Origin of the sequence: Bradyrhizobium sp. Rc2d, from assembly GCF_900099855.1 — a bacterium.
In the GTDB taxonomy this organism is placed as follows: Bacteria; Pseudomonadota; Alphaproteobacteria; order Rhizobiales; family Xanthobacteraceae; genus Bradyrhizobium.
The window spans coordinates 1-25,285 of sequence record NZ_FNCU01000011.1; the positions used below are offsets into that span (position 1 = coordinate 1).

At 63.8% G+C, this 25,285-nt stretch carries 19 protein-coding genes; 8 read left to right on the forward strand and 11 right to left on the reverse strand.

The genetic code is table 11. From position 1 onward, the window contains the following. Positions 1–138 precede the first annotated feature (138 nt). A complete protein-coding gene (locus BLV07_RS15605) occupies positions 139–399 on the reverse strand; it encodes a hypothetical protein (RefSeq protein ID WP_164934874.1) in 261 nt (86 codons plus the stop codon). A 221-nt stretch (positions 400–620) separates the two neighbouring features. Between BLV07_RS15605 and BLV07_RS15610 the strand changes: the two genes are divergently transcribed. After that, entirely contained in the window at positions 621–2,315 is a 1,695-nt protein-coding gene (locus BLV07_RS15610) for a bifunctional diguanylate cyclase/phosphodiesterase (RefSeq protein ID WP_091887087.1), read from the forward strand. Positions 2,316–2,452: 137 nt separating this feature from the next. Here BLV07_RS15610 and BLV07_RS15615 read toward each other — a convergent pair whose 3' ends face one another. From BLV07_RS15615 to BLV07_RS15645, 7 genes are all read right to left on the reverse strand, one after another. Next, positions 2,453–3,961: a tripartite tricarboxylate transporter permease gene (locus tag BLV07_RS15615; protein WP_091887089.1), complete on the reverse strand. Its 1,509-nt coding sequence runs from the start codon at positions 3,959–3,961 to the stop codon at positions 2,453–2,455. A 4-nt stretch (positions 3,962–3,965) separates the two neighbouring features. Continuing rightward, positions 3,966–4,451 (reverse strand): tripartite tricarboxylate transporter TctB family protein, encoded by a 486-nt coding sequence (locus BLV07_RS15620; RefSeq protein WP_091887385.1) that lies wholly within the window; start codon positions 4,449–4,451, stop codon positions 3,966–3,968. Between the two features lie 156 nt (positions 4,452–4,607). Continuing rightward, entirely contained in the window at positions 4,608–5,585 is a 978-nt protein-coding gene (locus BLV07_RS15625) for a tripartite tricarboxylate transporter substrate binding protein (protein ID WP_091887091.1), read from the reverse strand. A 204-nt stretch (positions 5,586–5,789) separates the two neighbouring features. Next, complete coding sequence (locus BLV07_RS15630) at positions 5,790–8,657, reverse strand: PAS-domain containing protein (protein WP_091887094.1); 2,868 nt, start codon at positions 8,655–8,657, stop codon at positions 5,790–5,792. A 299-nt stretch (positions 8,658–8,956) separates the two neighbouring features. After that, on the reverse strand, positions 8,957–9,832 hold the full coding sequence (locus tag BLV07_RS15635) for a GNAT family N-acetyltransferase (protein WP_091887096.1): 876 nt from the start codon (positions 9,830–9,832) through the stop codon (positions 8,957–8,959). 41 nt (positions 9,833–9,873) lie between these two features. Continuing rightward, positions 9,874–10,854, reverse strand: coding sequence for an amino acid--[acyl-carrier-protein] ligase (locus tag BLV07_RS15640; protein WP_091887098.1), 981 nt, complete (start codon positions 10,852–10,854; stop codon positions 9,874–9,876). 39 nt (positions 10,855–10,893) lie between these two features. Continuing rightward, positions 10,894–12,111: an acyl-CoA dehydrogenase family protein gene (locus BLV07_RS15645; protein WP_091887100.1), complete on the reverse strand. Its 1,218-nt coding sequence runs from the start codon at positions 12,109–12,111 to the stop codon at positions 10,894–10,896. Positions 12,112–12,467: 356 nt separating this feature from the next. On the opposite strand from BLV07_RS15645, the gene BLV07_RS15650 reads away from it, so the two are divergent. The 3 genes from BLV07_RS15650 (at position 12,468) to mtnA (ending at position 15,014) form a co-directional block, all read left to right on the forward strand. After that, positions 12,468–12,740: a phosphopantetheine-binding protein gene (locus BLV07_RS15650; RefSeq protein WP_091887102.1), complete on the forward strand. Its 273-nt coding sequence runs from the start codon at positions 12,468–12,470 to the stop codon at positions 12,738–12,740. Between the two features lie 273 nt (positions 12,741–13,013). Next, positions 13,014–13,889 carry an S-methyl-5'-thioadenosine phosphorylase gene (locus BLV07_RS15655; RefSeq protein ID WP_091887104.1) on the forward strand — a complete coding sequence of 292 codons (876 nt, stop codon included), beginning with the start codon at positions 13,014–13,016 and terminating at the stop codon, positions 13,887–13,889. A gap of 18 nt (positions 13,890–13,907) precedes the next feature. Continuing rightward, the gene (gene mtnA, locus BLV07_RS15660) at positions 13,908–15,014 is read left to right on the forward strand and encodes an S-methyl-5-thioribose-1-phosphate isomerase (protein ID WP_091887106.1); all 1,107 of its coding nucleotides are present in this window, start codon (positions 13,908–13,910) and stop codon (positions 15,012–15,014) included. A gap of 133 nt (positions 15,015–15,147) precedes the next feature. On the opposite strand, the gene BLV07_RS15665 is transcribed toward mtnA, so the two are convergent. After that, positions 15,148–15,783 (reverse strand): HAD-IA family hydrolase, encoded by a 636-nt coding sequence (locus BLV07_RS15665; protein ID WP_176945560.1) that lies wholly within the window; start codon positions 15,781–15,783, stop codon positions 15,148–15,150. A 120-nt stretch (positions 15,784–15,903) separates the two neighbouring features. Here BLV07_RS15665 and BLV07_RS15670 point away from each other — a divergent pair, with 120 nt between their 5' ends. After that, positions 15,904–16,662 carry a S1 family peptidase gene (locus tag BLV07_RS15670; protein ID WP_091887108.1) on the forward strand — a complete coding sequence of 253 codons (759 nt, stop codon included), beginning with the start codon at positions 15,904–15,906 and terminating at the stop codon, positions 16,660–16,662. A gap of 125 nt (positions 16,663–16,787) precedes the next feature. Further along, positions 16,788–18,290: a flavin-containing monooxygenase gene (locus BLV07_RS15675; RefSeq protein WP_091887110.1), complete on the forward strand. Its 1,503-nt coding sequence runs from the start codon at positions 16,788–16,790 to the stop codon at positions 18,288–18,290. A gap of 219 nt (positions 18,291–18,509) precedes the next feature. Here BLV07_RS15675 and BLV07_RS15680 read toward each other — a convergent pair whose 3' ends face one another. Both BLV07_RS15680 and BLV07_RS15685 read right to left on the reverse strand, forming a co-directional pair. Next, a complete protein-coding gene (locus tag BLV07_RS15680; RefSeq protein WP_176945561.1) occupies positions 18,510–19,436 on the reverse strand; it encodes a response regulator in 927 nt (308 codons plus the stop codon). Then, the gene (locus BLV07_RS15685; RefSeq protein WP_091887112.1) at positions 19,420–22,791 is read right to left on the reverse strand and encodes a hybrid sensor histidine kinase/response regulator; all 3,372 of its coding nucleotides are present in this window, start codon (positions 22,789–22,791) and stop codon (positions 19,420–19,422) included. The genes BLV07_RS15680 and BLV07_RS15685 overlap by 17 nt, the downstream gene beginning before the upstream one ends. A 172-nt stretch (positions 22,792–22,963) precedes the next feature. Between BLV07_RS15685 and urtA the strand changes: the two genes are divergently transcribed. Next, positions 22,964–24,223, forward strand: a complete 1,260-nt coding sequence (gene urtA / locus BLV07_RS15690; RefSeq protein WP_091887391.1) for an urea ABC transporter substrate-binding protein — start codon at positions 22,964–22,966, stop codon at positions 24,221–24,223. A gap of 132 nt (positions 24,224–24,355) precedes the next feature. Further along, positions 24,356–25,282, forward strand: coding sequence for an urea ABC transporter permease subunit UrtB (gene urtB, locus BLV07_RS15695; protein WP_091887114.1), 927 nt, complete (start codon positions 24,356–24,358; stop codon positions 25,280–25,282). Positions 25,283–25,285: the final 3 nt, after the last annotated feature.

Sequence of the window (25,285 nt, forward strand, 5' to 3'; positions counted from 1 at the left end):
GGGTCAAGGCCGTCAGCCGCCGGAGGCGGTGGCGCGCAAGCGCCAGCCTTGAGGCCGGCCGATCGCCGGGCTACTTCAACACAGTTGCTCCCCGCAAGCGGGGAGAGGTAAGAAGCGCCGTCTCACTTCAAATCAATCTCAAGCCACCTGCCGTGTCCGCGCGCTGACGCTTTGCAGCGGGCGCTTGCTGCCATAGGCCATCAGCGCATCTTCGGACGAGGCGCGGCGAAGCCGGCTCGTCTGGGGCATGTGCTCGGCATTGGCGATCAGCTGGGTGACGAAGCTGGGATCGGGGCGCGGCAGTGGCGCCTTGTGGACCCACTGCAACGTCGGCATAAGCGGCACCAGGCCCGTGCCTGTGCCGTTGTCCGCCGCGTCCGATCGATCAGTACTCAACATCGCAATCACCGTTGATCCGGCCGAGTTGTCGCATTTCGGGACGCTGGCGCCGGTGCGTGTCATGTACTCGCAAGCCCTATGCCGGCCGCGCCTGATTGGTTCCCCGAGGTCGGCAAACGTGGTTTCCAAATTGTTTATCAACTTTGCCTAGGGTCGAGGGCGAATCTGGCTTTATTCTGTGCCGGCTCAGGACTTTCCCACTGTCCCGAAACGAGGCGATTTTGACCCCAGCATTGCCGCAAGCCTCCGACATCCTGGCCGCGCTCGGCCAGGCCGTGTTCGCCTGGGACATCGCCAGCGACGTCATCGTCTGGGGTGAGCAGGTCAGCGCCGTCTTCCCGGGCATTCCTGCCGAGCGGCTCGCCACCGGGGCCGAATTCGCCAAGCTGATCGAGCCGGCGCAATCGCTGCGGACCGCTGCGCTGGCACAGACCTCCGCCGTGCACGGTGCCGACGGCACACCTTACCGGGTCGAGTACGGCGTGCGCATGAGTGCCTCCGATCCCGTGGTCTGGATCGAGGAGACCGGCCGCTGGTTTGCCGGTCCCGACGGCCGCCCCACGCGCGCGATCGGCTCCGTTCGCATCAACAATGAGCGTCATGCCCGCGACGAGGAATTGAGGAAGCTGGCCCGGCTCGATCCCTTGACCGGCGAGCTCAACCGCTCCCATCTGATCGCGTCGCTGGCCGAGGCGATCGAGGAGACGACCCGCTTCCGCTCGACCGCAGCCTTCATGCTGGTCGGCATCGATCATCTCGCCCGCGTCAACGACGCCTTCGGCTTCGACGTCGCTGACGCGGTGATCCTCGACGTCGCCAAGCGCATTCGTGCGCGCTTGCGCGGCGGCGACGTGCTCGGCCGCTTCTCCGGCAACAAGTTCGGCCTGATCCTGAAGAACTGCACCGTCGACGACATGAACGTTGCCGCCGAGCGCTTCCTCGCCGGCATCCGCGACGAGGTAGTGCCAACGAAATCAGGCCCGGTCTCGGTCACCGCGTCGATCGGCGCGGTCAGCGTGCCACGCTATGCCCGCAACACCGATGAGGCGGTCAACCGCGCCCATGAGACGCTGGATGCCGCCAAAAGCCGCCGCGCCGGCTCGTTCGCGACATGGCGCCCGGATGCCGCGCGCGACGCGCAGCGCCGCGTCAATATCCGCGTCACCGACGAGATCGTCACCGCGCTGAACGAGCGCCGCATCAAGCTCGCCTATGAGCCGGTGGTCTCGGCCGCCTCGCGCGAGCGCGCCTTCCACGAGTGCCTGGTGCGGATGGATCAGGGCGATGGCCAGGTGCTGCTCGCACCCGACATCGTGCCGGTCGCCGAACGGCTCGGCCTGATTCGCCTGGTCGATCATCGCGTGCTCGAGCTCGTGGTCGCCGAGCTTGCGGCCGCGCCCGACATCTGCCTCAGCCTCAACATCTCGCCTGATACGACCATGGATCCGGACTGGTGGGCGGGGATCGAATCGCTGATGCTGGCCCATCCCGGCGTCGCCGAGCGGCTGATCGTCGAGATCACCGAAACGGTCGCGATCCAGGACATCGACGACGTCCGCGGCTTTGTCACGCGGCTGAAGAATTTCGGCAGCCGCATTGCCATCGACGATTTCGGCGCCGGCTACACCTCCTTCAGGAACCTGCGCAAGCTCGGCGTGGATATCGTGAAGATCGACGGCGCGTTCGTGCAGAACATCACCCATTCCGCCGACGACCGCGCCTTCGTGCACACCCTGATCGATCTCGCCCGACGCCTCGATATCAAGACGGTCGCCGAATGGGTGCAGGACGAAGAGGCCGCAAGCATGCTGCGCGATTGGGGGTGCGACTACATCCAGGGCCGTTTGATTGGACTGGCGTCTGCCGAGCGCCCGTGGGCGGCTTCAACGGATAGTGCGCTGCCTGCTGCAAGCTGAGAAGCCGTAGGGTGGGCAAAGCGACTTGTCCGCCGTAGCTCGAAGAGCGAAGGCGGAAGCGTGCCCACCATCGTGCTGTATCGTGGAAAGATGGTGGGCACGGCGCAAGCGCGCCTTTGCCCACCCTACGAAATCTCTCACGCCCCTTCGTCCAATGCCACCAGCTCGCGCTTCTTGCGCAGCGCTGGCAACAGCGGCGCGATCAGCAGCACCATGGCGAGTGCAAGGCAGGCCGCCGAGATCGGACGCTGAACGAAGGTCCAGAGATCGCCCTGCGACAGGATCAGCGACTTGCGCAGATTGTTCTCCAGCATCGGGCCGAGCACGAAGGCGAGCACCAGCGGCGCCGGCTCGTAGCCGAGCTTGCGCATGAAATAGCCGATGATCCCGAACGCGATCATGACGTAAACGTCGAACACATTGTTGCTCGAGCAATAGACGCCCAGGATCGTGAACAGGATGATCAGCGGGAACAGGATGTTGTAGGGCAGCTTCAAGAGCTGCACCCACATGCCGATCATCGGCAGATTGAGGATCAGCAGCATGACATTGCCGATATACATGCTGGCGACGATGCCCCAGAACAGGCCGGGATTCTGCGTGATCAGCAGCGGTCCCGGCTGCAGGCCGTGAATGACGAAGGCGCCAAGCAGCAGCGCCATCACCACGTTCGGCGGGATGCCCAAGGTCATCAGCGGAATGAACGCGCCGCCGGCCGCCGCGTTGTTGGCGGATTCGGGGCCCGCGACGCCCTCGATCGCGCCGCGGCCGAACCGCTCCGGCGTTTTCGACAGCCGCTTCTCCAGCGCATAGGACGCGAACGAGGCCACCACGGCACCGCCGCCCGGCAGGATGCCGAGCAGAAAGCCGAGCAGGGTGCCGCGCGCCACCGGGCCGGCGCTCGCCTGCCAGTCGGTCTTGTTGGGCAAGAGCTGCGTTATCTTCGCGTTGATGATGTCGCGCTTGATCGCCTGCTCGGTGTTGAGCAGCACCTCGGCGACGCCGAACAGGCCCATCACGACGGGCACGAGGCCGATGCCGTCGATCAGCTCCATGCGGCCGAAGGTGAGGCGCGGCTGCGCGGTGATGCTGTCGAGGCCGATCAGGCCGAGCACGACGCCGATGCAGGCCATCAGAAGCGCCTTCGGCATCGAGCCCTGCGTGAGGAAGGTGAGCACGACGAGGCCGAGCACCATCAGGCTGAAATACTCGGCCGGGCCGAACGCGATGGCGATGCTGGCAAGCCTCGGCGCCACCAGCATCAGCGCGACCAGCGCAAAGGTGCCGGCAATGAAGGAGCCGAACGCGGAGATGCCGAGCGCGGGGCCGGCGCGGCCCTGCTTCGCCATCTGGTGGCCGTCGATGCAGGTGACGACGGAGGCCGCTTCGCCGGGGATGTTGACCAGGATCGAGGTGGTCGATCCGCCATACATCGAGCCGTAATAGATGCCGGCCATCATGATGATGCCGGATTCCGGCGTGCCCGACAGCGTCACCGGCAGCAGCAGCGACATCGCCGAGATCGGCCCGATGCCCGGCAGCACGCCGACAAGCGTGCCGATGAAGACACCGATGAAGCAATAGAGCAGGTTGATCCCGGTCAGCGCGACGCCGAACCCATGGGCGACATTGGCAAGCGTATCCATGCGATCAGCCGATCCCGAACAGGCCCGAGGGCAGCTGGATCAAAAGCAGCCGCTTGAGCACCCACCACATGCCTGATGGCACCAGCACCGCGATCGGAATCGCCAGCGTCCAGCGCACGGGATCGATCAGGCGCAACAGCAGCAGCATTAACGGGATCGCCGACAACAGGAATCCCAGCGGCTCCAACGCGAATGAGAATGCGGTGAGGCAGGCGATGACGAGGAGCGGCTTGCTCCAGCGCACATTTTCCCAGCGGGAGGCCAGCGTTGGCCCGCCCTCGGTGATGGCCGAGATGATGATGGAGGTTGCGAACACGCAGATCAGGATGCCGGTGTAGAACAGCACGTAACCGGAGCCGGGATCGTTGATGGTGCCGAGCTTGAGCTTCAGCCCCGACCAGATCACGAAGCCCCCGAGCGCGAGCCCGATCAGCCCGCCCCAAAGTTCGGAATTGCTGAGGCGGAGTTTGACGTTGGTTTGGTTGGTCATCGACGCCCTCTCGGCCGTTCCCCGGACGCTGCGCAGCGCGAAGCGGTGCGCTGCAGATCCGGGGTCCATGGATGCGTGGCAAGAGTGGGTCCCGGCTTTGCGGTGCACCGCTGAAGAGGCGCTGCACCGCGTCCGGGACACGGAGGTGGCTCAGTTCTACTTCTTCGCAAGCCCGAGCGTATCGATCACCTTGCGCTCGGACTCCGTGACCTCGACGACGAACTTCTTGTAGTCCTCGGTGTTCTTGTAGTTCGGCACCATGTCGTATTTGGCAAGCGTTGCCACGACGGCGGGGTCCTCGACGGCCTTCTTGAAGGCATCGTGCAGCTTGGCGACGATTTTCGGATCCATCCCCTTGGGGCCGGCGATGCCAAACGGCGAATCATAGACCATGGGATAGCCGAGCTCCTTCAGTGTCGGCACATCAGGGTAATTCGGCGATCGGGCACCGGTCCACACCATCAACAACCGCAGCTTGCCGGCATCGACCAGCGGCCGCCATCCCGTGGAATCAGCCTGCAGCATCGTATGCTGCCCCAGGACCGCGGCGTTGGTTTCCGCGCCGCCCTTAAAGGGGACCTGGGTGAGCTTGATTCCGGACATCGCCGCGATCTGCTCCATGCCGATATGTAGCGAGGTCCCGGTGCCCGGCGTCGCGTAGGTCACCTTGCCCGGGTTCGCTTTGGCGAATTCCACCACGTCCTTCCAGCTCTTGAACTGGGATTCCACGTTGGTGGTGACGCCGAAGGTATAGCCGGTGAGATGGATGATGTAGGTAAAATCCTTCGCCGGATTCCACGACACCTCCTGCATCAGAGGCAGGCGGAAGACGGTGATCGGGATCTGCGAGATGGTGTAGCCGTCCGGCTTCGCGCCCGCGGCCATGGTCGCAGGTCCCACCGTGCCGCCGCCACCGGCCTTGTTGTCGATCACGATGAGCTGACCCAGGACCTTCGAAGCGCTGTCGGCGATCGCGCGCATCGAGATGTCGGTCGAACCGCCGGCCGGCCATGGCACGATCAGCGTGATCGGCTTGGTGGGATAGTCCTGCGCACTGGCGGCAGTGGAGAGCACTGCGCCCATGACCGCATGTATGGCGGCAAAGGCAATCGTCTTCAGCCCGTATCGCGACATCGAAACGCCTCCCTCGCAGCGGCCTCGCTTGGGCCGCCGTCTCTCGTTCTTGTGGGGCGATTGTTTCCGAAATCACGAGAGAAGAAAAGCGCCATTGCGCGTGTGCCAGGCCTGCGCGAGATGGCAATTCCCCCGGAAACCATCCATGCGACAATTGGTCGTTTGGAGGCGTGCCGAGATACGGAATTTGAGTGGGGAAAGCCGCTACGCCACGCGGCGGACTGCGCTCAGCGTCTCGATGGTGCCGCCGACCTCGGCCGCCGGGCACGGCTTGCCGAAATAATAGCCCTGCACGGCGGTGCAGCCGCATTCGCGCACTAAGTCGAGTTGCTCCGCGGTCTCTACACCCTCCGCCGTAGTCTCGACGCCGAGCACGGAGCCGAGGCTGGCGATGGTGCGGACGATGGCAACGCTCTCCGGGCTTTCGCCGAGCGTGCCGACGAACGAGCGGTCGATCTTGATGCGGTCGAACGGAAATTTGCGCAAATAGCTCAGCGAGGAATAGCCGACGCCGAAATCGTCGAGGCTGACCCGTACGCCGAGTGCGCGGAGCTGGTGCAGGATCTCGATCGTCGCCTCGCTGTCGTCGAGCAGCGCCGTCTCGGTGACCTCGAGCTCGAGTCGTTGTGGCGGCAGGCCGGCCTCCGCAAGTGCGCTCGTGACCATCGCCACCAGGCCGCGCGAGCGGAACTGCACCGGCGACAGATTTACCGCGACGGTGACCTCGGGCCAGGAGACGGCGGTCGCACAGGCGGTGCGCAGAACCCATTCGCCGATCGGGACGATCAGCCCGGTCTCTTCCGCGATCGGAATGAATTCGGCCGGCGAAACGAAGCCGCGCGAGGGATGCTTCCAACGCAACAGCGCTTCGAAGCCGGTGAGCTCGGAGCTGTCGAGCCGTACCTGCGGCTGGAACACGAGATGGAATTCACGTGCCTCCAACGCGCCGCGCAGATCCTGCTCCAGCGCGTGCCGGCTGCGCGCCTCCTCTTCCATCTCGGGCTCGAACAGCTGATAGGCGCCGCGTCCCTTGGCCTTGGCCTGGTAGAGGGCGAGGTCGGCGTATTTCATCAGCTCGTCGGCATCGAGCCCGTGATCGGGCGCGATCGCGATGCCGACGGAGACGCCGACATGGATCGACTGGCTTTCCAGCGGCGGCGGATGGCCGATGATCTCGACCAGGCGACGGGCGAGCTTTTCAGCCGCTTGCGGCTGCGGTCCGCGCTGGAGTACGGCAAATTCGTCGCCGCCGAGCCGCGCGACGGTATCATGCTCGCCGACATTCTCCTTCAGTCGCGCCGCAACCCAGCGCAGCAGGCGATCGCCTGCGGCGTGGCCGAGGCGGTCGTTGACGGTCTTGAAATTATCGAGGTCGAAACACAGCACGGCCATCGCGCCGCCGGCGATCGCGACCTGGTTCAGCCCTTCGCCCATCTTCTCGCGGAACAGCGTGCGGTTGGGCAGGTCGGTCAGCGAATCGTGGCGCGCCATGTGCGCGACGCGGGCCTGGGCCTTGTGGCGCTCGGTGACGTCCTCATAGGTGACGACCCAGCCGCCAAGCTCCATCCGCTTGTGATTGAGCTTGATGATGCGGCCGTCGGTCAAATGGCGGTGCAGCGTGTGCTCGCCCTCGCGCAGCCTCTCGACATAGTCGGCATAGAGCCGCGCGCCCGTGGTGTTCGGATGGTTGCCCAGTTCGCAGCTATGCTCCATGATCTCGCGCATCGAGACGCCCGGTTTCACGATCTCGGGCGACAGCCCGTACATCTCGATATAGCGCCGGTTGCAGACGATGATGCGCAGGCTCGAATCGAGCATGCACAGGCCCTGACTCATGTTGTTCAACGCGGCGTCGAAACGTCGATACTGCTCGCTCAGCTCCTCAACCGCGCGTTCGCGTTCGGTGATGTCCTCGTAGGTGGCGACGAAGCCGCCGTCTGGCTGCGCGCAGTAACGCACCGAGATCACGGAGCCATTGGACATGCGCCGTCGCATCGACGAGGAATCGCGGTTCGCGATCCTCGCGCTGGCGGCTTCCAGGAGCTGTTGCGGGCTGTATTCGGAAGCGAACGCGCCGTTCGCCATCGAACGCTCGATCAGCTCGGAAAGATGCGTGCCGGGCCGGGTCTCCTCGGGCGACAGCCGGTAGATCTTGCGGTAGTTCGTATTGCAGACGCGGAGCCGCATGTCGCTGTCGTAGAAGGCGAGTCCGTGCGCCATGTTCTCCAGCGCTGCATCGAGGATGAAGTTCTGCTTCCTCAGCGTCTCCTCGTATTGCAGCCGCTCGGTGACGTCTTCGTGCACCGTCACCCAGCCGCCGTCGGGCAGGAAGCGGGAGACCGCCTGCACCATCCGCCCGTCATAGCGCATCACCAGCAGGGTTTTCGCCTTCCTGGCGCGCACGTCGCCCAGCCTGCTGTCATGGAATTCATCGGCCGACATGCCCGGCAGGTTGCCGCGCGAAAGCCAGTGGTCGATGGCCGCGCTGTGCGTGACGCCCGGCTTCATGATCTCGGGGTCGAGGTTGTAGAGCTTCAGGAAACGTTCGTTGCAGACGACGACGCGGCTGTCGGCATCGTACATGATGAGGCCGTGCGACATGTTTGCGAGCGCGTGCTGGCTGCGCTCCGTCTGCACGCGCAATTCCGCCTCGAGCCGTGCGAGACGAGTGACGTCGTCGCAGATCGTCATCCAGCCGCCGCCGGGAAGAGGCTTCAACTCGAGCGCCATGACGAGGCCGCTTGCAAGCCGCTGTTCGGTGCGGAATGGTTTGCCCGCTGCGATTTGCGCAATCCGCGCCGAATACAGCGCATCAAGCTCGTCCTGGGGGAAGTTTCCGCGTGTCGCGCTGTGGGCAAGCACCTCGCGATAGCTCGTGCCCACCCGCACGATATTGGCCGACATGTCGAACAGCGTGAGATAGCGCTGATTGACCAGCACGATCCGGTTGTCGGCATCGTAGACGCAGACGCCCTGCTCCATGTGGTCGAGCGCAAGCTGGCCGAGCGCGATCAGGGCCGCGGGGGCCTGTTCGCGGTGTGCACCATGCTCGTTGTCGCAGGTCGACGTCATGGGAGTCGCGGATCTCGGCGGGCAATAGACTTAACGCAACGTAATTCAGCTGCCGAGGGTAGCGAAGAGGCCTGGCGATGCGGAGACGCGTGTATCTCGGGGCCGGAGTGCGCCCAACATTGCCCGTCGTCCCGGCGAAGGCCGGGACCCATAACCACAGCGAGAAGCTTGGCGGAGATCGGTAGTGAAGAGGTTTGGTACAAACACCGGCGCCTATCGATAGATCACGCGGTATGGGGCCCGGCCCCCCGTGCGCAATTGCGCACTAGGCCGGGACGACAATAGGGGATAGATTAGCGCTACGGCCCGTACAGCACGAGCTCCGTATCGGTGAGATCGGCAAGCTGTGGCCGATGCGGGCCCTTGAAATATTTGCGGCCGCGGCGCTCTGTGTAGAGGCCGATGAGGCCGGAAAGCGGGCTGTTGCAATCGACGGCCACCGAGATTTTGCCGAACCGCAGCAGCAGCCGGCCGATCCGGCCGGCGCAGGCGACATATTCGGCGATGTTGCGGCAGTAGATCAGTTTCATCGCGGGCGGCGCGATGAAGCCGCGGCGGATGCGCACCGGTTGCAGGATGAAGGGGAACGTTCCCTGCGGCGTGCGGCAGACCAGGCTGAGGCAATTGTAGCGCGCATGACGTGTCAAGAGCTCGGTCTCTGCGTCGGAGAGCCCTTCGATCGCCTTGGCGTGCTGCGAGATCACCTCGATCTGGCTCCAGCGCGGGGCGCGCGCCAGCGCGGGCACCGAGAAGAAGATGCCGCGGCAGTAATCACGAAAGCCCTGCGTCTCGATGATGGGCCAGGTCCACGGCGCCGGGCTGATATTGAGGTAAGTGACGTCCTTGTGCCGCTGCGCAATCTTGGTCAGCAGCGGCGCGTAGTTGCGATAGGCCGGATCGACATACCAGCTCGACAAATTGCACTGGATGGCGGTCTCTTCGCCGTTCTTGCGCGCCGTGTAGATCAGCAGCAGCACGCCGACCGGTGTGCCGTCATCCTCGAGCATGTAGCCGAAGCGCGGATAGCCCTCTGGCACGGTCCGGAAAGCCTGCCGGCGCAGGCCCTGCATCCAATAGTCACGCGAGCGGCCGACGAAGCCGCGCGTCAGCAGGTCCGCGATGGCTTCGACATCGGACTCGGTGATTTCGCGGCATCGGACCTTGGTGTGGATCACGCTCGTCTTGCCCGTGGAAATGATCGGCCTCGTGAATTCCGTTAGCGCCAGCCTTCGCCGTGGGCCTCGGCCGCAACATGCGGCTGCAAGCCCAGGACGTCGCGCACCTTGGCCGGCCAGGCGGCGGTATCAGTGCCGTGGGTGTGGAACATGGCGACCGCGAGCCGGTCCATGCCGAAGGCAACGCAGCCGGTGTGGGCCGGCTCGCCATTGGCGTCCCTAATGTCCCAGGTCGTGCCGAAATGCTCACGGTGATAGTTGAAACTCATGCAGGCGGTCGGCTGCTCTTCCGAGCGCAGCGGGATCAGGAGCTCGAACTTCAGCTGCTGCTGCTTCTGGCTCACCGCCTTCATCTGGCCGACGCGGCCGAAGAAGGGATCGCTGGCATAGTCGACGCGGAAGGTGAGGCCGAGATTGCGGGCGATCGCCTGCGCGCGGACCATCCAGCGCTCGCGGAAGTCGGCGACGTCATCGGGGCTGCCGATGCAGACATATTCGCGCATCCGGAACGATTGCAGCCGGTCGAGATGCTTCGATGGCTCGCGGCGGAAGCAATCGGCGGCGACGTCGAAGCGCAGACCGCCTTTCGGCAATTGGCCGCGGCTTGCCGCGATCGGGTAGACGGGGTAGCAGGCGGCCGGCGACAGCACGAGGTCGGCCGGCGAGAGCGATGAGGTCCAGTCGCCGCCGGCATCGAAGCGGCTCACCGCCGCATTGATCTCGCGTTCGGTGCCGTGCAGGCCACAGACGCAGCCGAGCAGGTTCGGAAAGCTCTTGAGGTAGCCGGACTTCTCCAGCTGAGCCCGGCTCATCACCGGCGGAAAGCGCATCACCTCGGTTCCGGCCTCGCGATGGCCAGTGATCAGCGTGGCGAGCTTCTCGACGATGCCTTCATAGAGCGCGGTGCGAGCGTAGACCCCGTCCGAGCCCATGCGGTGGAACAGCTTGTCGGCGAGATGATCGAGCGGATCGATGATCTGCGGCGCGGTCTCGGGCGAATTGGGGAGGACGGCAATATTCATGGGTCGATGTCCTGCTATCTCAAAATTGTTCTTGTTGGTTCAGTCACGAAGGCTCAATGGCACGCCGCTCATCAGCGTCGATGTCGCGGCGTTGGCGAGAATACGGTCATTGTTGATCATGATCGGCGACGACAGCACGTCGCGCAGGTGACGGCCCATCGTGAATTCGCCGTCGTTGCGGTAGCCGGAAAGACCCGCGGTGCGCATCGCATGCATCACCGTCTCGACCGCGAGCTCGGAAGCCTGCACCTTCAAAAGCGTGATCGAGGACTGGAAGTCGAGCGAGCCGAGCGCGCGCTCGTCATGCTCGGCGCGGTCGAAAGCGTCGATATTGGCTGCTATCAGCGCGCGCAGCTTGGCGAGCGACATCTTGGCGGCGGTGAAATGCGCCGCGGCCGGCGGCATTTGTCCGCCGGAGCTGCGGGCCGCCTTGCGGATGAAGGCCTGCGCGCGGGTCACCGCGGCGGCGGCAATGCCGGCCCAAGCCGACGACCAGCACAAATGCGCGAACGGCGTCATGGTCTGGGCGTGGATCTTGTCGTAGGATTCCGGGAAGACGCGGTCGGCGGGGCAATCGACCTTCAGCTCGAAACCGGTCGAGCAGGTACCGCGCATGCCGAGCGTTTCCCAGCCCAGCGTCCGCTTCAGCGAATAATCGTCCTTGGCGAGCGCCAGCAGCACTTGGTCCGAGGCAGCAGCGTCAGTGGCGCGGCGGGCGATGGTGACGAGGCCGTCGGCCTCGGCGCCGTAGGAGATCACGGTGGCGTCGCGGACCAGCGACACGGTATCGCCGGCGTGATCGACGGCGGCGGCGCTGGCGCGGATGTTGCCGCCGTTCTGGCCTTCGGTGGTGGAGGAGGCGAGCAGCCACTGATCGCGGGCGACCCGGCGCATCATGGTTTCCATCCAGGGGATGCCGTGGCCGTGCCTGACGACGCAGGCGACCTTGGTCTGGTGCATCGCGTAGATCATCGCGGTGGAAGCGCAGGCACGCCCGAGCGTGTAGCAGATGTCGGTGATGTCATAGATCGAAGCGCCGAAGCCACCGAACTCGACCGGGATCATGACGCCGAGCAGCTTTTGCTCGCGCGCGACATCGAAAGCCTTGTGGGGGAAGCGGGCGTCGCGATCGACCCCGTCTGCATCGGCCGCTGCGGCAGCGGCGGTCCGGGCGGCACGCTCGATCAGGGAGGGACCCTGCTCGAGAAAGCTCATCTGCGTTTCGTCGACAGTGAGGACTGCTTCACGCACGTTCATTCTCGTCCGCCTCCGGTTTGCCGTTCGAGATCGCCGCCATCATTCGCGATGCCGCCAGCGATCCTCCGACCATCTTTGCTTGTGAGACGAGGCTACGGATTTAATTCAAATTCGTCGATGAAATAGAGGGTAAACAAATCCCAATTCCGAACGAACAGTTAAGGTCCGGTTGTTTGCATCACCGGAATTTCCATGGTCGCGTTAGTGATCTGGAAGAGGCCTGAATTTTAGTCAATCTGAGTCATCGTTTACTAAGAAAAGCGAAGTAACCCTCGCGCCCATTGCGGGATCGACTGGCCGTGCCCATCGTAGCCGGCAGTCCGGTTCGTATCCGATAGACAGATGGAAATTTGCCGATGCAGGCCTTCGATACCAACATGCGCAATCGCATCATCAAGCTGGTTAAGGGCATCCTCGAACAGAACTCGCTCACGGCGGACATCACGCCACAGGCGAAGCTCGTCGACGTTGGCCTGACTTCGATGGACATGGTCAATCTGATGCTCGGCGTCGAGGCCGAGTTCGACTTCACCATCCCGCAAGCCGAGATCACGCCGGAGAACTTCCAGTCCGTCGAAACGTTGGAGCGCATGGTCGCGACGCAGCTGCAGCCGGCAACGGCGGCTTAGTTAAACGCGCCAATCTCACCCCCAGCGTCGTCCGGGCGCAGGCCGGGACCCATAACCCCAGGGAGTGGTTTGGCGAAGACTCGTCGTTCACTGCAACGACCGTTCGCAACCGATAGATCACGCGGTATGGGTCCCGGCCTTCGCCGGGACGACTTCGAGTGTGAGGCGCACTCCTCACAGTCCCTCCATCCCCTCTCCACCCCCCGTTTCAAATCCGCTGCAAAACTGGCATAGCTTAACCATGTCGCACGTGGCGGACGGGATGGAGCAGACATGACGCAGGCGGTATTGGGCATCATCGGCGGCTCCGGCATCTATGATCTGCCGGGCCTGGAGGGTGCGCGCGAAGAGGTGATCAAGAGCCCCTGGGGAGAGCCGTCCGCGCCCGTGCGGCGCGGCACCATGGCGGGCCTGCCGGTCGTGTTCCTGCCGCGGCACGACAAGGGCCATCGGCTGTCACCCTCCGACATCAACTATCGCGCCAATATCGACGTTCTGAAGCGGGCCGGCGTCACCGACCTGATCTCGCTGTCGGCCTGCGGTTCCTTCAGAGAGGAACTGCCGCCCGGCACCTTCGTTCTCATCGATCAGTTCGTCGATCGCACCCACAAGCGCGAGAGCTCGTTCTTCGGCCGAGGCTGCGTCGCGCATGTGTCGATGGCGCATCCGGTCTCGCCGCGGCTGCGCATTCACCTGGCCGCAGCCGCCGAGGCCGAGGGCATCGCAATCGCGCGGGCCGGTACCTATGTCTGCATGGAAGGGCCGCAATTCTCCACCTATGCGGAAAGCATGACGTACAAGACGCTGGGCCACTCCGTGATCGGCATGACCAACATGCCCGAGGCGAAGCTCGCGCGTGAGGCGGAGCTCTGTTACGCCACCGTCGCGATGGTGACGGATTTCGACTGCTGGCATCCCGACCACGATGCGGTCACCGTGCAGGACATCATCCGCGTGCTGAACTCGAATGCCGACAAGGCGAAAGCGCTGGTGGCGCGGCTGGCGAAGGATTTTCCGCGCGAGCATGAGCCGTGTCCGATCGGTTCGGATCGTGCGCTCGATACCGCGCTGATCACGGCGCCCGAGGCGCGTGATCCCGAGCTTTTGAAGAAGCTCGATGCGGTGGCAGGGCGCATCCTGCGTGGTTGAGACGAAAGGCAGAATGCCATGAAGGTCGACGGCAAGCATTTTCGCAGCATCTGGCGTGAGCGTGACGGCTGGTCGGTCGGCGCGATCGACCAGCGCAGGCTGCCCCACGAGTTCGCCATTGCGAAGCTGACATCATGCGAAGACGCGGCAGTCGCCATCCGCGACATGCTGGTGCGAGGCGCCCCGCTGATCGGCGCCACCGCGGCTTACGGCATGGCGCTGGCGATGCGCGAGGACGCCTCCGACGCCGGCCTGAAGCGTGCCTATGAGACGCTCGTCGTGGCGCGGCCGACCGCGATCAATCTGAAATGGGCGCTGGACGAGATGCGCGCGGCGCTGGCGCCGATCGATCCGGTCGAACGGGCGGAGGCGGCCTACGCGCGTGCCGACGGGATCGTCGAGCAGGACGTCGAGATCAACCGCGGCATCGCCGGCAATGGCCTGAAGCTGATCGAGGCGATTGCGGCGAAGAAGCCCGGCGAGGTGGTCAATGTCCTGACCCATTGCAACGCCGGCTGGCTTGCGACGGTCGACTGGGGCACGGCGACGGCGCCGATCTATCTCGCGCATGAGCGCGGCATCAAGGTCCATGTCTGGGTCGACGAGACCCGTCCGCGCAACCAGGGCGCCTCGCTTACCGCCTGGGAGCTGGGCCATCACGGCGTGCCGCATACGGTGATCCCGGACAATACTGGCGGCCATCTGATGCAGCACAGCATGGTCGATCTCGCCATCGTCGGCACCGACCGCGTCGCCGCCAATGGCGATGTCTGCAACAAGATCGGCACCTATCTGAAGGCGCTCGCCGCGCACGATAATGGCGTGCCGTTCTACGTCGCGCTGCCGTCGCCGACGATCGATTTCGCCGTCCATGACGGCATCCGCGACATCCCAATCGAGCAGCGCAGCGGCGTGGAGGTCACCGACATGACCGGCCGCACCGCGGACGGCCGGCTGGAGACGGTGCGTATCGTGCCGGAGGGTTCGCCCGTCGCGAATTATGCCTTCGACGTGACGCCGGCGCGTCTCGTCACCGGCCTGATCACCGAGCGTGGCGTGCTGAAGCCCGACCGCGCCTCGCTCGCGGCCGCCTTTCCCGAGCGGATCGCCGCCGCGGCGGAATAGTTCTATCCCGTAGGGTGGGCAAAGGCGCATCGCGCCGTGCCCACCATCTTCATTCCGCGCCGCGCGAGCTTGGTGGGCACGCTTTCGCTTTGCCCACCCTACGGCTGCGCTCGCAATGGCGGAGAATGACGCGCTAGCTCAGCTTCAGCCCCGTCGCGACCTCGAGCTCGGCGATGGCCTGGGCTCCGCTCGTCACCTTGATCGTGGTCATGCCCATCTCGCGCGCGGGTTTGAGGTTGACGCCGAGATCGTCGAGATAAACACAATTGTTTGGGTCAACTTTCAGCGTCTCGACCATCAGCCGGTAGATACGCGGATCGGGCTTGCGCATGCCGATCTTGGCGGATTCGATGACGTGATCGAACAGCACCATCACCTCGGCGATGTAGAGGGAACGTCCCGTCATGCTGCCGATGGCGTTGGCCGGCAAATTGTTGGTGATGCAGCCGGTTCTGAATTGCGCCTTGATGCGCTTCAACGCCTCGACCATCTCGGGACGCAGATCGCCCTGGAGCAGCGGCAGCACGTCGCGGCCGCGCACCTCCGCGCCAAGTGCACGTGATTCCTCGGCGAACAAATGATCGAATGCGTCGATATCCACCTCGGCGCGCTCGAACCTGGCCCAGGCATTTTCCAGATGGTTGGAGGCGTTGGTTCGCCGGATGATGTCGATGGGCAGGCCGCGTTCGGTCTCGAACCGGGCGAACGCCTCGAACGGTGAGCTCGTCAACACGCCGCCAAAATCAAAGATCACAGCTTCGATCGTCAAAGTCCCGCCCTCGTCAATTCAGTGCCAAGATGGCTGACAAGACGGCTAGCACGCGCTATCGGCAAGGGCCAGCCTGAAGCAAACTCCGCCCCTGACCGAACCGACAGCCAAGACGTTCCCATGAAAACAATTACGACATTCATCACGGCCGCTCTGCTGCTCGCCACGCCTGCTCACGCCATCGTCGGCGGCGGCACGCCGCAGGCGGACGGTGTCGCGCGCGTCATTGTCACGATCGTCGGCTCGCGCGGCAATTTCTGCACCGGGAGCCTGATCGCACCAAAACTTGTGCTCACCGTCGCTCACTGCGTGCAGCCCGGCGCGGACTACAAGATCGTCGATCGCGGCGCCGACGGCCAGCCGCAATTGCTGAACGTCCGCACCGTCGCGATCCATCCGAACTTCAACATGCAGGCGATGCAGGCGCATCGGGCGACCGCCGACGTGGCACTGTTGCAACTGGAAATTCCACCCAAGGGAAAATCGACGGTGCCAGTCGGTGCACCGAATATTCCGATCCGCGTCGGCAGCCGTTTTACCATCGCCGGCATCGGCGTCACAGTTCGCGGCGATGGCAAGAGCGGCGGCATCACGCGTGTCGCTGCGCTTGTCGCCACCGGCCAGCCCGGGACGCTCCAGATCCGGCTGGTCGATCCCGTAACCAACGGTGTTCGCGACGGAATCGGCGCTTGCACCGGTGATTCCGGCGGTCCTGTGTTCGAGGACAAGCCGAATGGCGCTGTGCTCGTCGGCATCGTCAGCTGGTCGACAGGGCCAAACGGCGCCGACGGTTGCGGCGGGTTGACCGGCGTCACGCCGCTCACGCTCTACCGCGATTGGATCTTGCAGACCGCACGGAGCTGGGGTGCGGCACTGTGATTTGACCGCGACCTGATCTATGTCATCTTGAAGCGGAAGCGCGATGGGCGACACTGCCTGTCGCGGGGGAAACGCGCCGTCCGATCAAGGCCGGCCACAAAAACAAAGCAAGGCAATAAGTAACAATGAATGTCGCTGTTCGCGGTCACACCGCCACCAAGCAAGCTTCCGAACATTTCGACGTACTGATCGTCGGCGCCGGCATCTCCGGCATCGGCAGCGCCTATCATATCGAAAAGCAGCTGCCGGGTACGAGCTACGTCATCCTCGAAACGCAGGCGACGTTCGGCGGCACCTGGAACACGCATCGCTATCCCGGCATCCGCTCGGACAGCGACCTCCACACCTTCGGCTACAGCTTCAAGCCCTGGGTCGGCCCGCCCATCGCGACCGCCGAGGAGATTCTCTCCTACATGAAAGAGGTGATCGACGACAACGATATCGCCCGCAACATCCGCTACAAGCACAAGATCAATTCCGCGAGCTGGTCGAGCGAGCAGAATCTCTGGACAATCGAGGCGACGACCACCGATACGGGCGAGGCAAAGACCTTTACCGCAAACTTCCTCTGGATGTGCCAGGGCTATTACCGCCATTCGGAGGGCTATACGCCGGAATGGAAGGGCATGGACCGCTTCAAGGGTCGCATCGTCCATCCGCAGACCTGGCCGGATGATATCGATCTCGCGGGCAAGAAGGTGGTTGTGATCGGCTCGGGCGCGACCGCGGCGACTCTGGTGCCGAACATCGCGGACAGTTGCGCGCATGTCATCATGCTGCAGCGCTCGCCGACCTATTTCCGCCTCGGCCGCAACGCCATCGAGATCGCGGAAGAGCTGCGCCGGCTGCAGGTCGACGAGGAGTGGATCCACGAGATCGTGCGGCGCAAGATCCTGTTCGAGCAGGATGCGTTCACGAAGCTTTGCGTCTCCAAGCCGGAGCAGGTCAAGAAGGAGCTGATCGGCCAGATCAGCGCGGTCCTCGGTCCCGACTACGACGTCGAGACCCACTTCACGCCAAAATACCGGCCGTGGCGGCAGCGCATCGCCTTCGTGCCGGATGCCGATCTGTTCAAGGGCATTGCGAGCGGCAAAGCCTCCGTCGTGACCGACGAGATCGAGTGCTTCGTCGAGAACGGCGTTCAGCTCAAATCAGGCAAGCTGTTGGAGGCCGATATCATCGTCACCGCGACCGGCTTCAATCTCGCCGCCCTCGGCGACATCGCCTTTGAGATCGACGGCAAGCCGCTCGCCTTCGGCGACACCGTCACCTATCGCGGCATGATGTTCACGGGCGTGCCGAACATGGTCTGGGTGTTCGGCTATTTCCGCGCGAGCTGGACCCTGCGCGTCGATCTCGTCGCCGACTTCGTCTGCCGGCTGCTCGGTCATATGAAGGCCAAGCGCGCCAAGAAGGTCGAAGTGAGCTTGCGCCCCGAAGACCACAACATGCCGATCCTGCCCTGGATCGATCCGGAAAACTTCAACCCCGGCTACATGATGCGCAACATGGACCTGCTGCCCAAGCGCGGCGACAAGCCGGAATGGCAGCACAGCCAGGATTACTGGACCGAGAAGGACGAGATCCCGAAGACGGATCTGGACGATGCGGCGTTTGTGTATGGGTGAAATTTCTTAGCCTGGTGCCACACTTTCCGCAGTCGTCCTGGCGAAAGCCAGGACCCATTACCCCAGGGAGGTGTCGTGGCACGAGCAGGTAACTACGAGCCTTCGTCAAACTTCTCCCTGTGGTTATGGGTCCTGGATCAGTGCTCCGCTTTGCTGCGCTTGTCCAGGACCACACCATTTATTGCGCAAGCGGCGCCTCAACTCACTCGCGCGATACGCTCACGAATTCCGCCGCGTCGCATTGGTCGCAATCGCCGCCGCAGCCGTCCGGTTCTCCACGCCGAGCTTGGCGTAGATCTGCTCCAGATGCTTGTCGACCGTGCGCGGGCTCAGTCCCAAAATCTGCGCGATGTCGCGGTTGGTCTTGCCCTTGCTGAGCCAGGCCAGCACCTCGCCTTCACGGGTGGTGAGGCCGAGCTCGCTGGTGAATTCGGGCGGCGGCGCGGCGCCGGACTCCTTGGACAGCCGCAGCAGGAACTCGTTCGGCGCGGTTTCGCCCATGTAGTAGAACCGGAGTTGCGGATTGTCGGGCAAAGAGGCCACCTGAGATTTCGAGCTGCCCTTGCCCCTGGCCTGATCCAGCCATTGCAGCAGTGATGGCGGCAGGACGAAGTCGTCGGCCTGCGGGCCGTTGTGATCGGACAGCAGCTTTTGCGCCTGCGGCGTTGCCCAGAGCACGTTGCCCTGCCGGTTGACCGCGAACAGGAAGCGCCCGGAGACGTCGAGTGCGGCGCGCGCGCTCTGGGTCAGGCGGGCGTTGCCGAGATGCACGCGGATGCGCGCCAGCATCTCCTCGATCACGATCGGCTTTGTCACGTAATCGACGCCGCCGGCCTCGAGCCCGCGCACGATATGCTCGGTTTCAGCAAGCCCCGTCATGAAGATCACCGGAACATTGGCAAGGCCTGTATCGCGCTTCAGGCGGCGGCAGGTCTCGAATCCGTCCATACCGGGCATCACGGCATCCAACAGCACGATGTCGGGCGTGATCTGGTCGACGATACGCATCGCGGCCGCGCCGTCGAGCGCCACCATCACCGTCATCCCGGCGCCGTCGAGCGCGTCGGTGAGCAGCCGCAGCGTTTCCGGGGAGTCATCGACAACGAGCGCGACATCGCGCTTCCTCGACTCAATGCTCATGCGCATGCAATGCCTTCAATGTGGCCATGTACTGGTCGAGATCGAAGCGGTCGACCAGCAACCGCATTTCCGCGACAAAGTCGGCATGCTCGGGATGCTCGCTGCCGATCTCGTCCAGCTTCAGCTGGATACCCTTGACGTAGCCGATCTGGCCGAGGCCGATCAGCGCCTCGATGTGCCGCACCGGCGGTTTTGATCCGCTCTCGGGCCGCCAGAACGGTGCCGCGACTTCGTCCGAGCCGTATTGCCATTCGATCTTGAGAAGCTGGCGAATCGTCTCCAGCAGCCGCGGGATGTCGATCGGCTTCATCAGATAGCCGTCGTGGAAGGGCTGCGCCAGCGGCGTGCCGTGGGCCTCCAACGCACTCGCCGACACCATCAGGATACGCGCTTGGTGATGGCCGCTCGCACGCAAGGCCTCGGCCACGGCCCAGCCGTCCATGGCCGGCATGGAGATGTCGAGCAGGAACAGATCAGGCCGGCAATGCTGCGCCAGCGCGAGGCACCCCGGGCCGTCGGGGGCACTGAGCAGGATGAAGCCGAGCGGCGTCAGCACCTCGCGCAGGAGGTCGCGATGCACGGGGTCGTCGTCGGTGATGAGGATGGTCTTGCGCGCGCCGCGATAGCCCGAGACCGGCGCCTCTACCGGCGCGATACGCTGAGGATTGGTCACCTCCGACAGCAGGATCTTGACCTTGAACGTGCTGCCGGCGCCGACCGTGCTCATGACCTTGATGTCGCCGCCCATGACGCCGGCGAGCAGCCGGCTGATGGTGAGGCCTAGTCCAGTTCCGGTCTGTGGCTGCGAGACACCGAGCGCACCGCGCTCGAAGGGCGCGAAGATGCGCTCGAGATCGTCGCTTCGGATGCCGGGACCGGTATCGATCACCTCGAACTCGGCGACGGGGCTGCGATAGTGCACCACGAACTGCACGCTGCCGACCTGGGTGAACTTGATCGCATTGGAGAGCAAATTGATCAGCACCTGGCGCAGCCGCTTCTCGTCGGCATAGACGACGAGCGGCAGCGAGGCGGGCCTCCTGAACACGAAGTCGATACTCTTGGCGGCGGCTTGAAGGCGGAACATGCCGACGAGCTGGTCGAGAAATTCGCTGAGGCGCACCTCGTCGCGTGACAAATACAGCCGCCCCGCCTCGATCTTGGAGATATCCAGGATGCCGTCGATCAGGCCGGAGAGGTGATCGGCACTGCGGCGGACGACACGGACCTGGTCGCGCGGCTTGGTCGCGAGCGTTGCGTCCTGCTCCAGGAGCTGGGCGTAACCGCTGATGGCGTTCAGCGGCGAGCGCAATTCGTGGCTCAGGCCGACGACATAGCGGCTCTTGGCGAGGTTGGCGGATTCGGCGACTTCCTTGGCGCGCTGGAGCTCGGCATCGGTGCGCTTGTGCGCGTCGATCTCCTGGATCAGCAGCGCGGTCTGCCGTTTGGTTTCAGCTTCCGCGGCCCGGCGGCTCTGCTGTGCCAGCACGAACAGCCAGGCCACGACGCCGATGATGATGCTAAGCGAGAAGAACACCTTCCAGAGCACGTTGGAAACGAGCATGTTCTCGCCATATACGGTCGCCGAGGTCTGGAGATAGATCAGCCCCAGCACCAGCGCGACCAGACCCGCGGAGACCACGAACACGCCGATATAATGCCCGAACTGCGAATTGATGCGCCGATAGATCGGCTGCGGCAAGATCCTGCTCAGCGCGTCGGAGAACTGCACCTGAGCGCGCGCGTGCGGCTTGCAGAGATCGTGGCAGCGGGCATCGAGCGAGCAGCATAGCGAGCAGATCGGGCCGGCATAGGCCGGACAGGAGGTGGTGTCTTCCGGCTCGAAACTGTGCTCGCAGATACAGCACTGGATCGCCTCGATATTGGCCCAGCTCTTTTTGGGCTTGCGCGCGATGTAGTATTTTCCGTCGGTAAGCCAGGCGATGACAGGCGCGGTGACGAAGGCGACGGCCAATGCGACGAACGCCGCGAGCGCCTTCATGACAGGGCCGAACAGGCCATAGAATGCCGCGATCGAGACGATGGTCGCGATCGTCATGGCGCCGACGCCGACCGGGTTGATGTCGTAGAGATGGGCGCGCTTGAACTCCATCTGCGGCGGGCGCAGGCCGAGCGGCTTGTTGACGACGAGATCAGCGACCAGCGCGCCGACCCAGGCGATCGCAACGTTCGAGTAGAGCGCCAGCGTCTGCTCCAGCGCCTTGTAGACGCCGATCTCCATCAAGAGCAGCGCCACCATGACGTTGAACACCAGCCATACCACGCGACCGGGATGGCTGTGCGTCAATCGCGAGAAGAAGTTCGACCAGGCAATCGAGCCGGCATAGGCATTGGTGACGTTGATCTTGATCTGCGACAGGATCACGAACGTGCCGGTGAGCGCCAGCGCCATGTCCGGCTGCGACAGCACGTATCGGAATGCTTCGAGATACATGTGCGCTGGCTCGGCCGCCAGCTCGCTGGAGAGGCCGTGGCTCAGCGCAAAGAAGGCGAGAAACGAGCCCAGTAGCAATTTCAGCGCGCCGAAGATGATCCAGCCGGGACCTGCGATCAGCAGGGCGATCCACCATGAGGTGCGCGACGTGCGGCGGTCGCGCGGCAGAAACCGGAGGAAGTCGACCTGCTCGCCAATCTGCGCCACCAATGAAAACACCACGGAAGATGCGACGCCGAACAGCAACAGGTCGAAATGTCCGTTCGCATCGCCGTGCTCGCCGGCGAACTTGCGCCACTCCGCGAACGAATAGGGATTGGCCCAGGCGATCGCGGCAAAGGGCAGGATATGCAGGATGACCCAGATCGGCTGCGTCCAGAGCTGGAAACGGCTGATCAGCGTGATGCCGTAGGTGACGAGTGGGATGATCGCGACCGCGCTGATGAGGTAGCCGATCGGGCGCGGAATGCCGAAGCACATCTCGAGCGCGGTGGCCAGGATCACCGCTTCGATGGCGAAGAAGATGAAGGTGAAAGAGGCGTAGATCAGCGAGGTGACGGTCGAGCCGATATAGCCGAAGCCGGCGCCGCGTGTGAGCAGGTCAATGTCGATGCCGCATTTGGCCGCGTAATAGGCAATCGGCACGCCGCAGAAGAAGATGATGGTGGACACGACGAGGATCGCGGCGCTGGCGTTGGTGACGCCGTAGTTCAGCGTGATAGTACCGCCGATCGCTTCCAGCGCCAGAAAGGAGATCGCGCCGAGCGCCGTATTGGCGACGCGAGCGGCGGACCAGCGGCGCGCGCTCTTCGCCGTGAAGCGCAGCGCGTAGTCTTCCAGCGTCTGGTTGGCGACCCATTGGTTGTACTGGCGCCTGACGCGGTCTATTCGCTGCCGCCCTGCCACGCTTTACCCCACTCCAGATACGGACCCGGAGCCCCTCGCAATTTCCGTACCAAAAAAGCCTACGTCGGCATTTTGCGGTGCAGTATACGCGATCTTGCGTATGCTTGAGCTGCACAAATTCGAGCCATCCTCACGGCACCAACGCGTGTCCTCGAACAAAAGTGGGGTGCTCATGTCAGACGAAGCAAACAAGGGGCTGTTGTCGCCGCTCCGGCGTAAACTGTTGATGGGAATGGCGGCCGCGCCTGTTATCACGATGCTGCCACGGGCATCTTTTGCGCAGGCTTCGGCGACCTCGGCTGTCAACACCACGGGTCTTGCGGTCACCGACACCGAGGTGACGGTCGGCATCCTGCATTCGGCGACCGGCACCATGGCCATCTCCGAGACCGGCTCGATCGAAGCCGAGAAGCTCGCCATCGAGCAGATCAATGCCGCCGGCGGCGTGCTCGGGCGCAAGATCAAGTTCATCCAGGAGGACGGCGCCTCGGACTGGCCGACCTTCGCCGAAAAGGCCAAGAAGCTGCTGGTCAACGACAAGGTCGCGGCGATCATGGGCTGCTGGACCTCGGCCTCGCGCAAGGCGGTGCTGCCGGTCGTCGAGCAGTATAACGGCATGCTCTACTATCCGACCTTCTACGAGGGCCTCGAGCAGTCCAAGAACGTCATCTACACCGGCCAGGAGGCGACGCAGCAGATTCTCGCCGGTCTGAACTGGATCGCCAAGGAGAAGGGCGCGAAGTCGTTCTTCTTCATCGGCTCCGACTACATCTGGCCGCGCACCTCGAACAAGATCGCGCGCAAGCATGTCGAGAACGTGCTAAAGGGCAAGGTCGTCGGCGAAGAGTACTATGCGCTCGGCAGTACCCAGTTCAACTCGGTCATCAACAAGATCAAGCTGACCAAGCCCGACGTGATCTTCACCGACGTCGTCGGCGGCTCGAACGTCGCCTTCTACAAGCAGCTCAAGGCCGCCGGCATCGATCTCGCCAAGCAGCCGCTGCTCACGATCTCGGTGACCGAGGATGAGATCGACGGCATCGGCGGCGAGAACATTGCCGGCGCCTACGCCTGCATGAAGTACTTCCAGTCGCTCGACAATCCGAACAACAAGGCGTTCGTGCCGGCGTTCAAGAAGGCGTGGGGCGAGAAGACCGTGATCGGAGACGTCACCCAGGCTGCCTATCTCGGCCCGTGGCTATGGAAGTTGACGGTCGAGAAGGCCGGCTCCTTCGACGTTGATAAGATCGCCGCCGCTTCGCCGGGCGTCGAGTTCAAGGGCGCGCCGGAGGGCTACGTGCGCATCCACGAAAACCATCACCTCTGGTCGAAGACCCGGGTGGGACGCGCCAAGCTCGATGGCCAGTTTGAGCTGATCTACGAGACCGCCGATCTCGTCGAGCCGGATCCGTTCCCGAAGGGCTACCAGTAAGGACACAGCGCCGCTCGCGCTTTTTCTCCAAGACACAAGCCTCTCCCTGGCGTGGATCGCAAATCCATGCCCAAGACCCCGCGTCGCGAATCTGCTCGCGACGCGGGACCCTTTCCCCGACGGAGGACATCGATGTTCGGCGACTACTCGCTTGGTGACCTTGGCTCCATCTTCGTCATGCAAGGCTTTGCGGGACTGATCCTGTTCTCGGTCTACGTCCTGATGGCGTTGGGACTGGCGATCATCTTCGGCCAGATGGGCGTCATCAACATGGCCCACGGCGAGTTCATGATCTTGGGGGCTTACGTCACCTGGATGACCTCAAGCTTCTTCCAGGCCTATTTGCCGAGCCTGTTCAGCGGCTACTTCTTCCTCGCGATGATCCTGGCTTTTGTCGCGTCAGGCGCGCTGGGAATGCTGGTGGAATGGGTTCTGATCCGGCATCTCTACAAGCGTCCGCTCGACACATTGCTCGCGACCTGGGGCCTCAGCCTGATGCTGCAGCAGGCCTATCGCTCCGTGTTCGGCGCCCGCGAGGTTGGCGTCGAGCTGCCGCAATGGATGCTCGGGTCGCTGCACGTGACTGACAGCATCGAGGTGCCGATCAACGGCGTCTTCGTGATGTGTCTCACCGTGCTGATCACCATCGCAGTGGCCTACGTTCTCTATATGTCGCGGTGGGGCCGCCAGGTCCGTGCCGTGGTGCAGAACCGCATCATGGCCGGCGCGGTCGGCATCAACACCGAGAAGGTCGACCGCTACACGTTTGGCCTTGGTTGCGGCATTGCCGGTGTCGCCGGCAGCGCCTTCACAATGATCGGCTCGACCGGGCCGACCTCGGGCCAGCTCTACATCGTGGACACCTTCCTCGTCGTCGTGTTCGGCGGCGCCGCCAGCCTGCTCGGCACCATCGCCTCGGCGTTCTCGATCTCGCAAACGCAATCGACGCTCGAATTCTTCATGTCGGGATCGATGGCCAAGGTGCTCACGCTGCTTGCCGTCGTCGGCATCCTGATGCTGCGGCCGCAGGGTCTCTTCGCCCTCAAAGTCCGCAAGTAACGA

Coding starts and splice junctions, on each gene's coding strand:
- BLV07_RS15605 (WP_164934874.1), bottom strand. CDS start 399: ATGTTGAGTACTGATCGATCGGACGCGGCGGACAACGGCACAGGCACG.
- BLV07_RS15615 (WP_091887089.1), bottom strand. CDS start 3,961: ATGGATACGCTTGCCAATGTCGCCCATGGGTTCGGCGTCGCGCTGACC.
- BLV07_RS15620 (WP_091887385.1), bottom strand. CDS start 4,451: ATGACCAACCAAACCAACGTCAAACTCCGCCTCAGCAATTCCGAACTT.
- BLV07_RS15625 (WP_091887091.1), bottom strand. CDS start 5,585: ATGTCGCGATACGGGCTGAAGACGATTGCCTTTGCCGCCATACATGCG.
- BLV07_RS15630 (WP_091887094.1), bottom strand. CDS start 8,657: ATGACGTCGACCTGCGACAACGAGCATGGTGCACACCGCGAACAGGCC.
- BLV07_RS15640 (WP_091887098.1), bottom strand. CDS start 10,854: ATGAATATTGCCGTCCTCCCCAATTCGCCCGAGACCGCGCCGCAGATC.
- BLV07_RS15645 (WP_091887100.1), bottom strand. CDS start 12,111: ATGAACGTGCGTGAAGCAGTCCTCACTGTCGACGAAACGCAGATGAGC.
- BLV07_RS15650 (WP_091887102.1), top strand. CDS start 12,468: ATGCAGGCCTTCGATACCAACATGCGCAATCGCATCATCAAGCTGGTT.
- BLV07_RS15655 (WP_091887104.1), top strand. CDS start 13,014: ATGACGCAGGCGGTATTGGGCATCATCGGCGGCTCCGGCATCTATGAT.
- mtnA (WP_091887106.1), top strand. CDS start 13,908: ATGAAGGTCGACGGCAAGCATTTTCGCAGCATCTGGCGTGAGCGTGAC.
- BLV07_RS15670 (WP_091887108.1), top strand. CDS start 15,904: ATGAAAACAATTACGACATTCATCACGGCCGCTCTGCTGCTCGCCACG.
- BLV07_RS15675 (WP_091887110.1), top strand. CDS start 16,788: ATGAATGTCGCTGTTCGCGGTCACACCGCCACCAAGCAAGCTTCCGAA.
- BLV07_RS15680 (WP_176945561.1), bottom strand. CDS start 19,436: ATGCGCATGAGCATTGAGTCGAGGAAGCGCGATGTCGCGCTCGTTGTC.
- urtA (WP_091887391.1), top strand. CDS start 22,964: ATGTCAGACGAAGCAAACAAGGGGCTGTTGTCGCCGCTCCGGCGTAAA.
- urtB (WP_091887114.1), top strand. CDS start 24,356: ATGTTCGGCGACTACTCGCTTGGTGACCTTGGCTCCATCTTCGTCATG.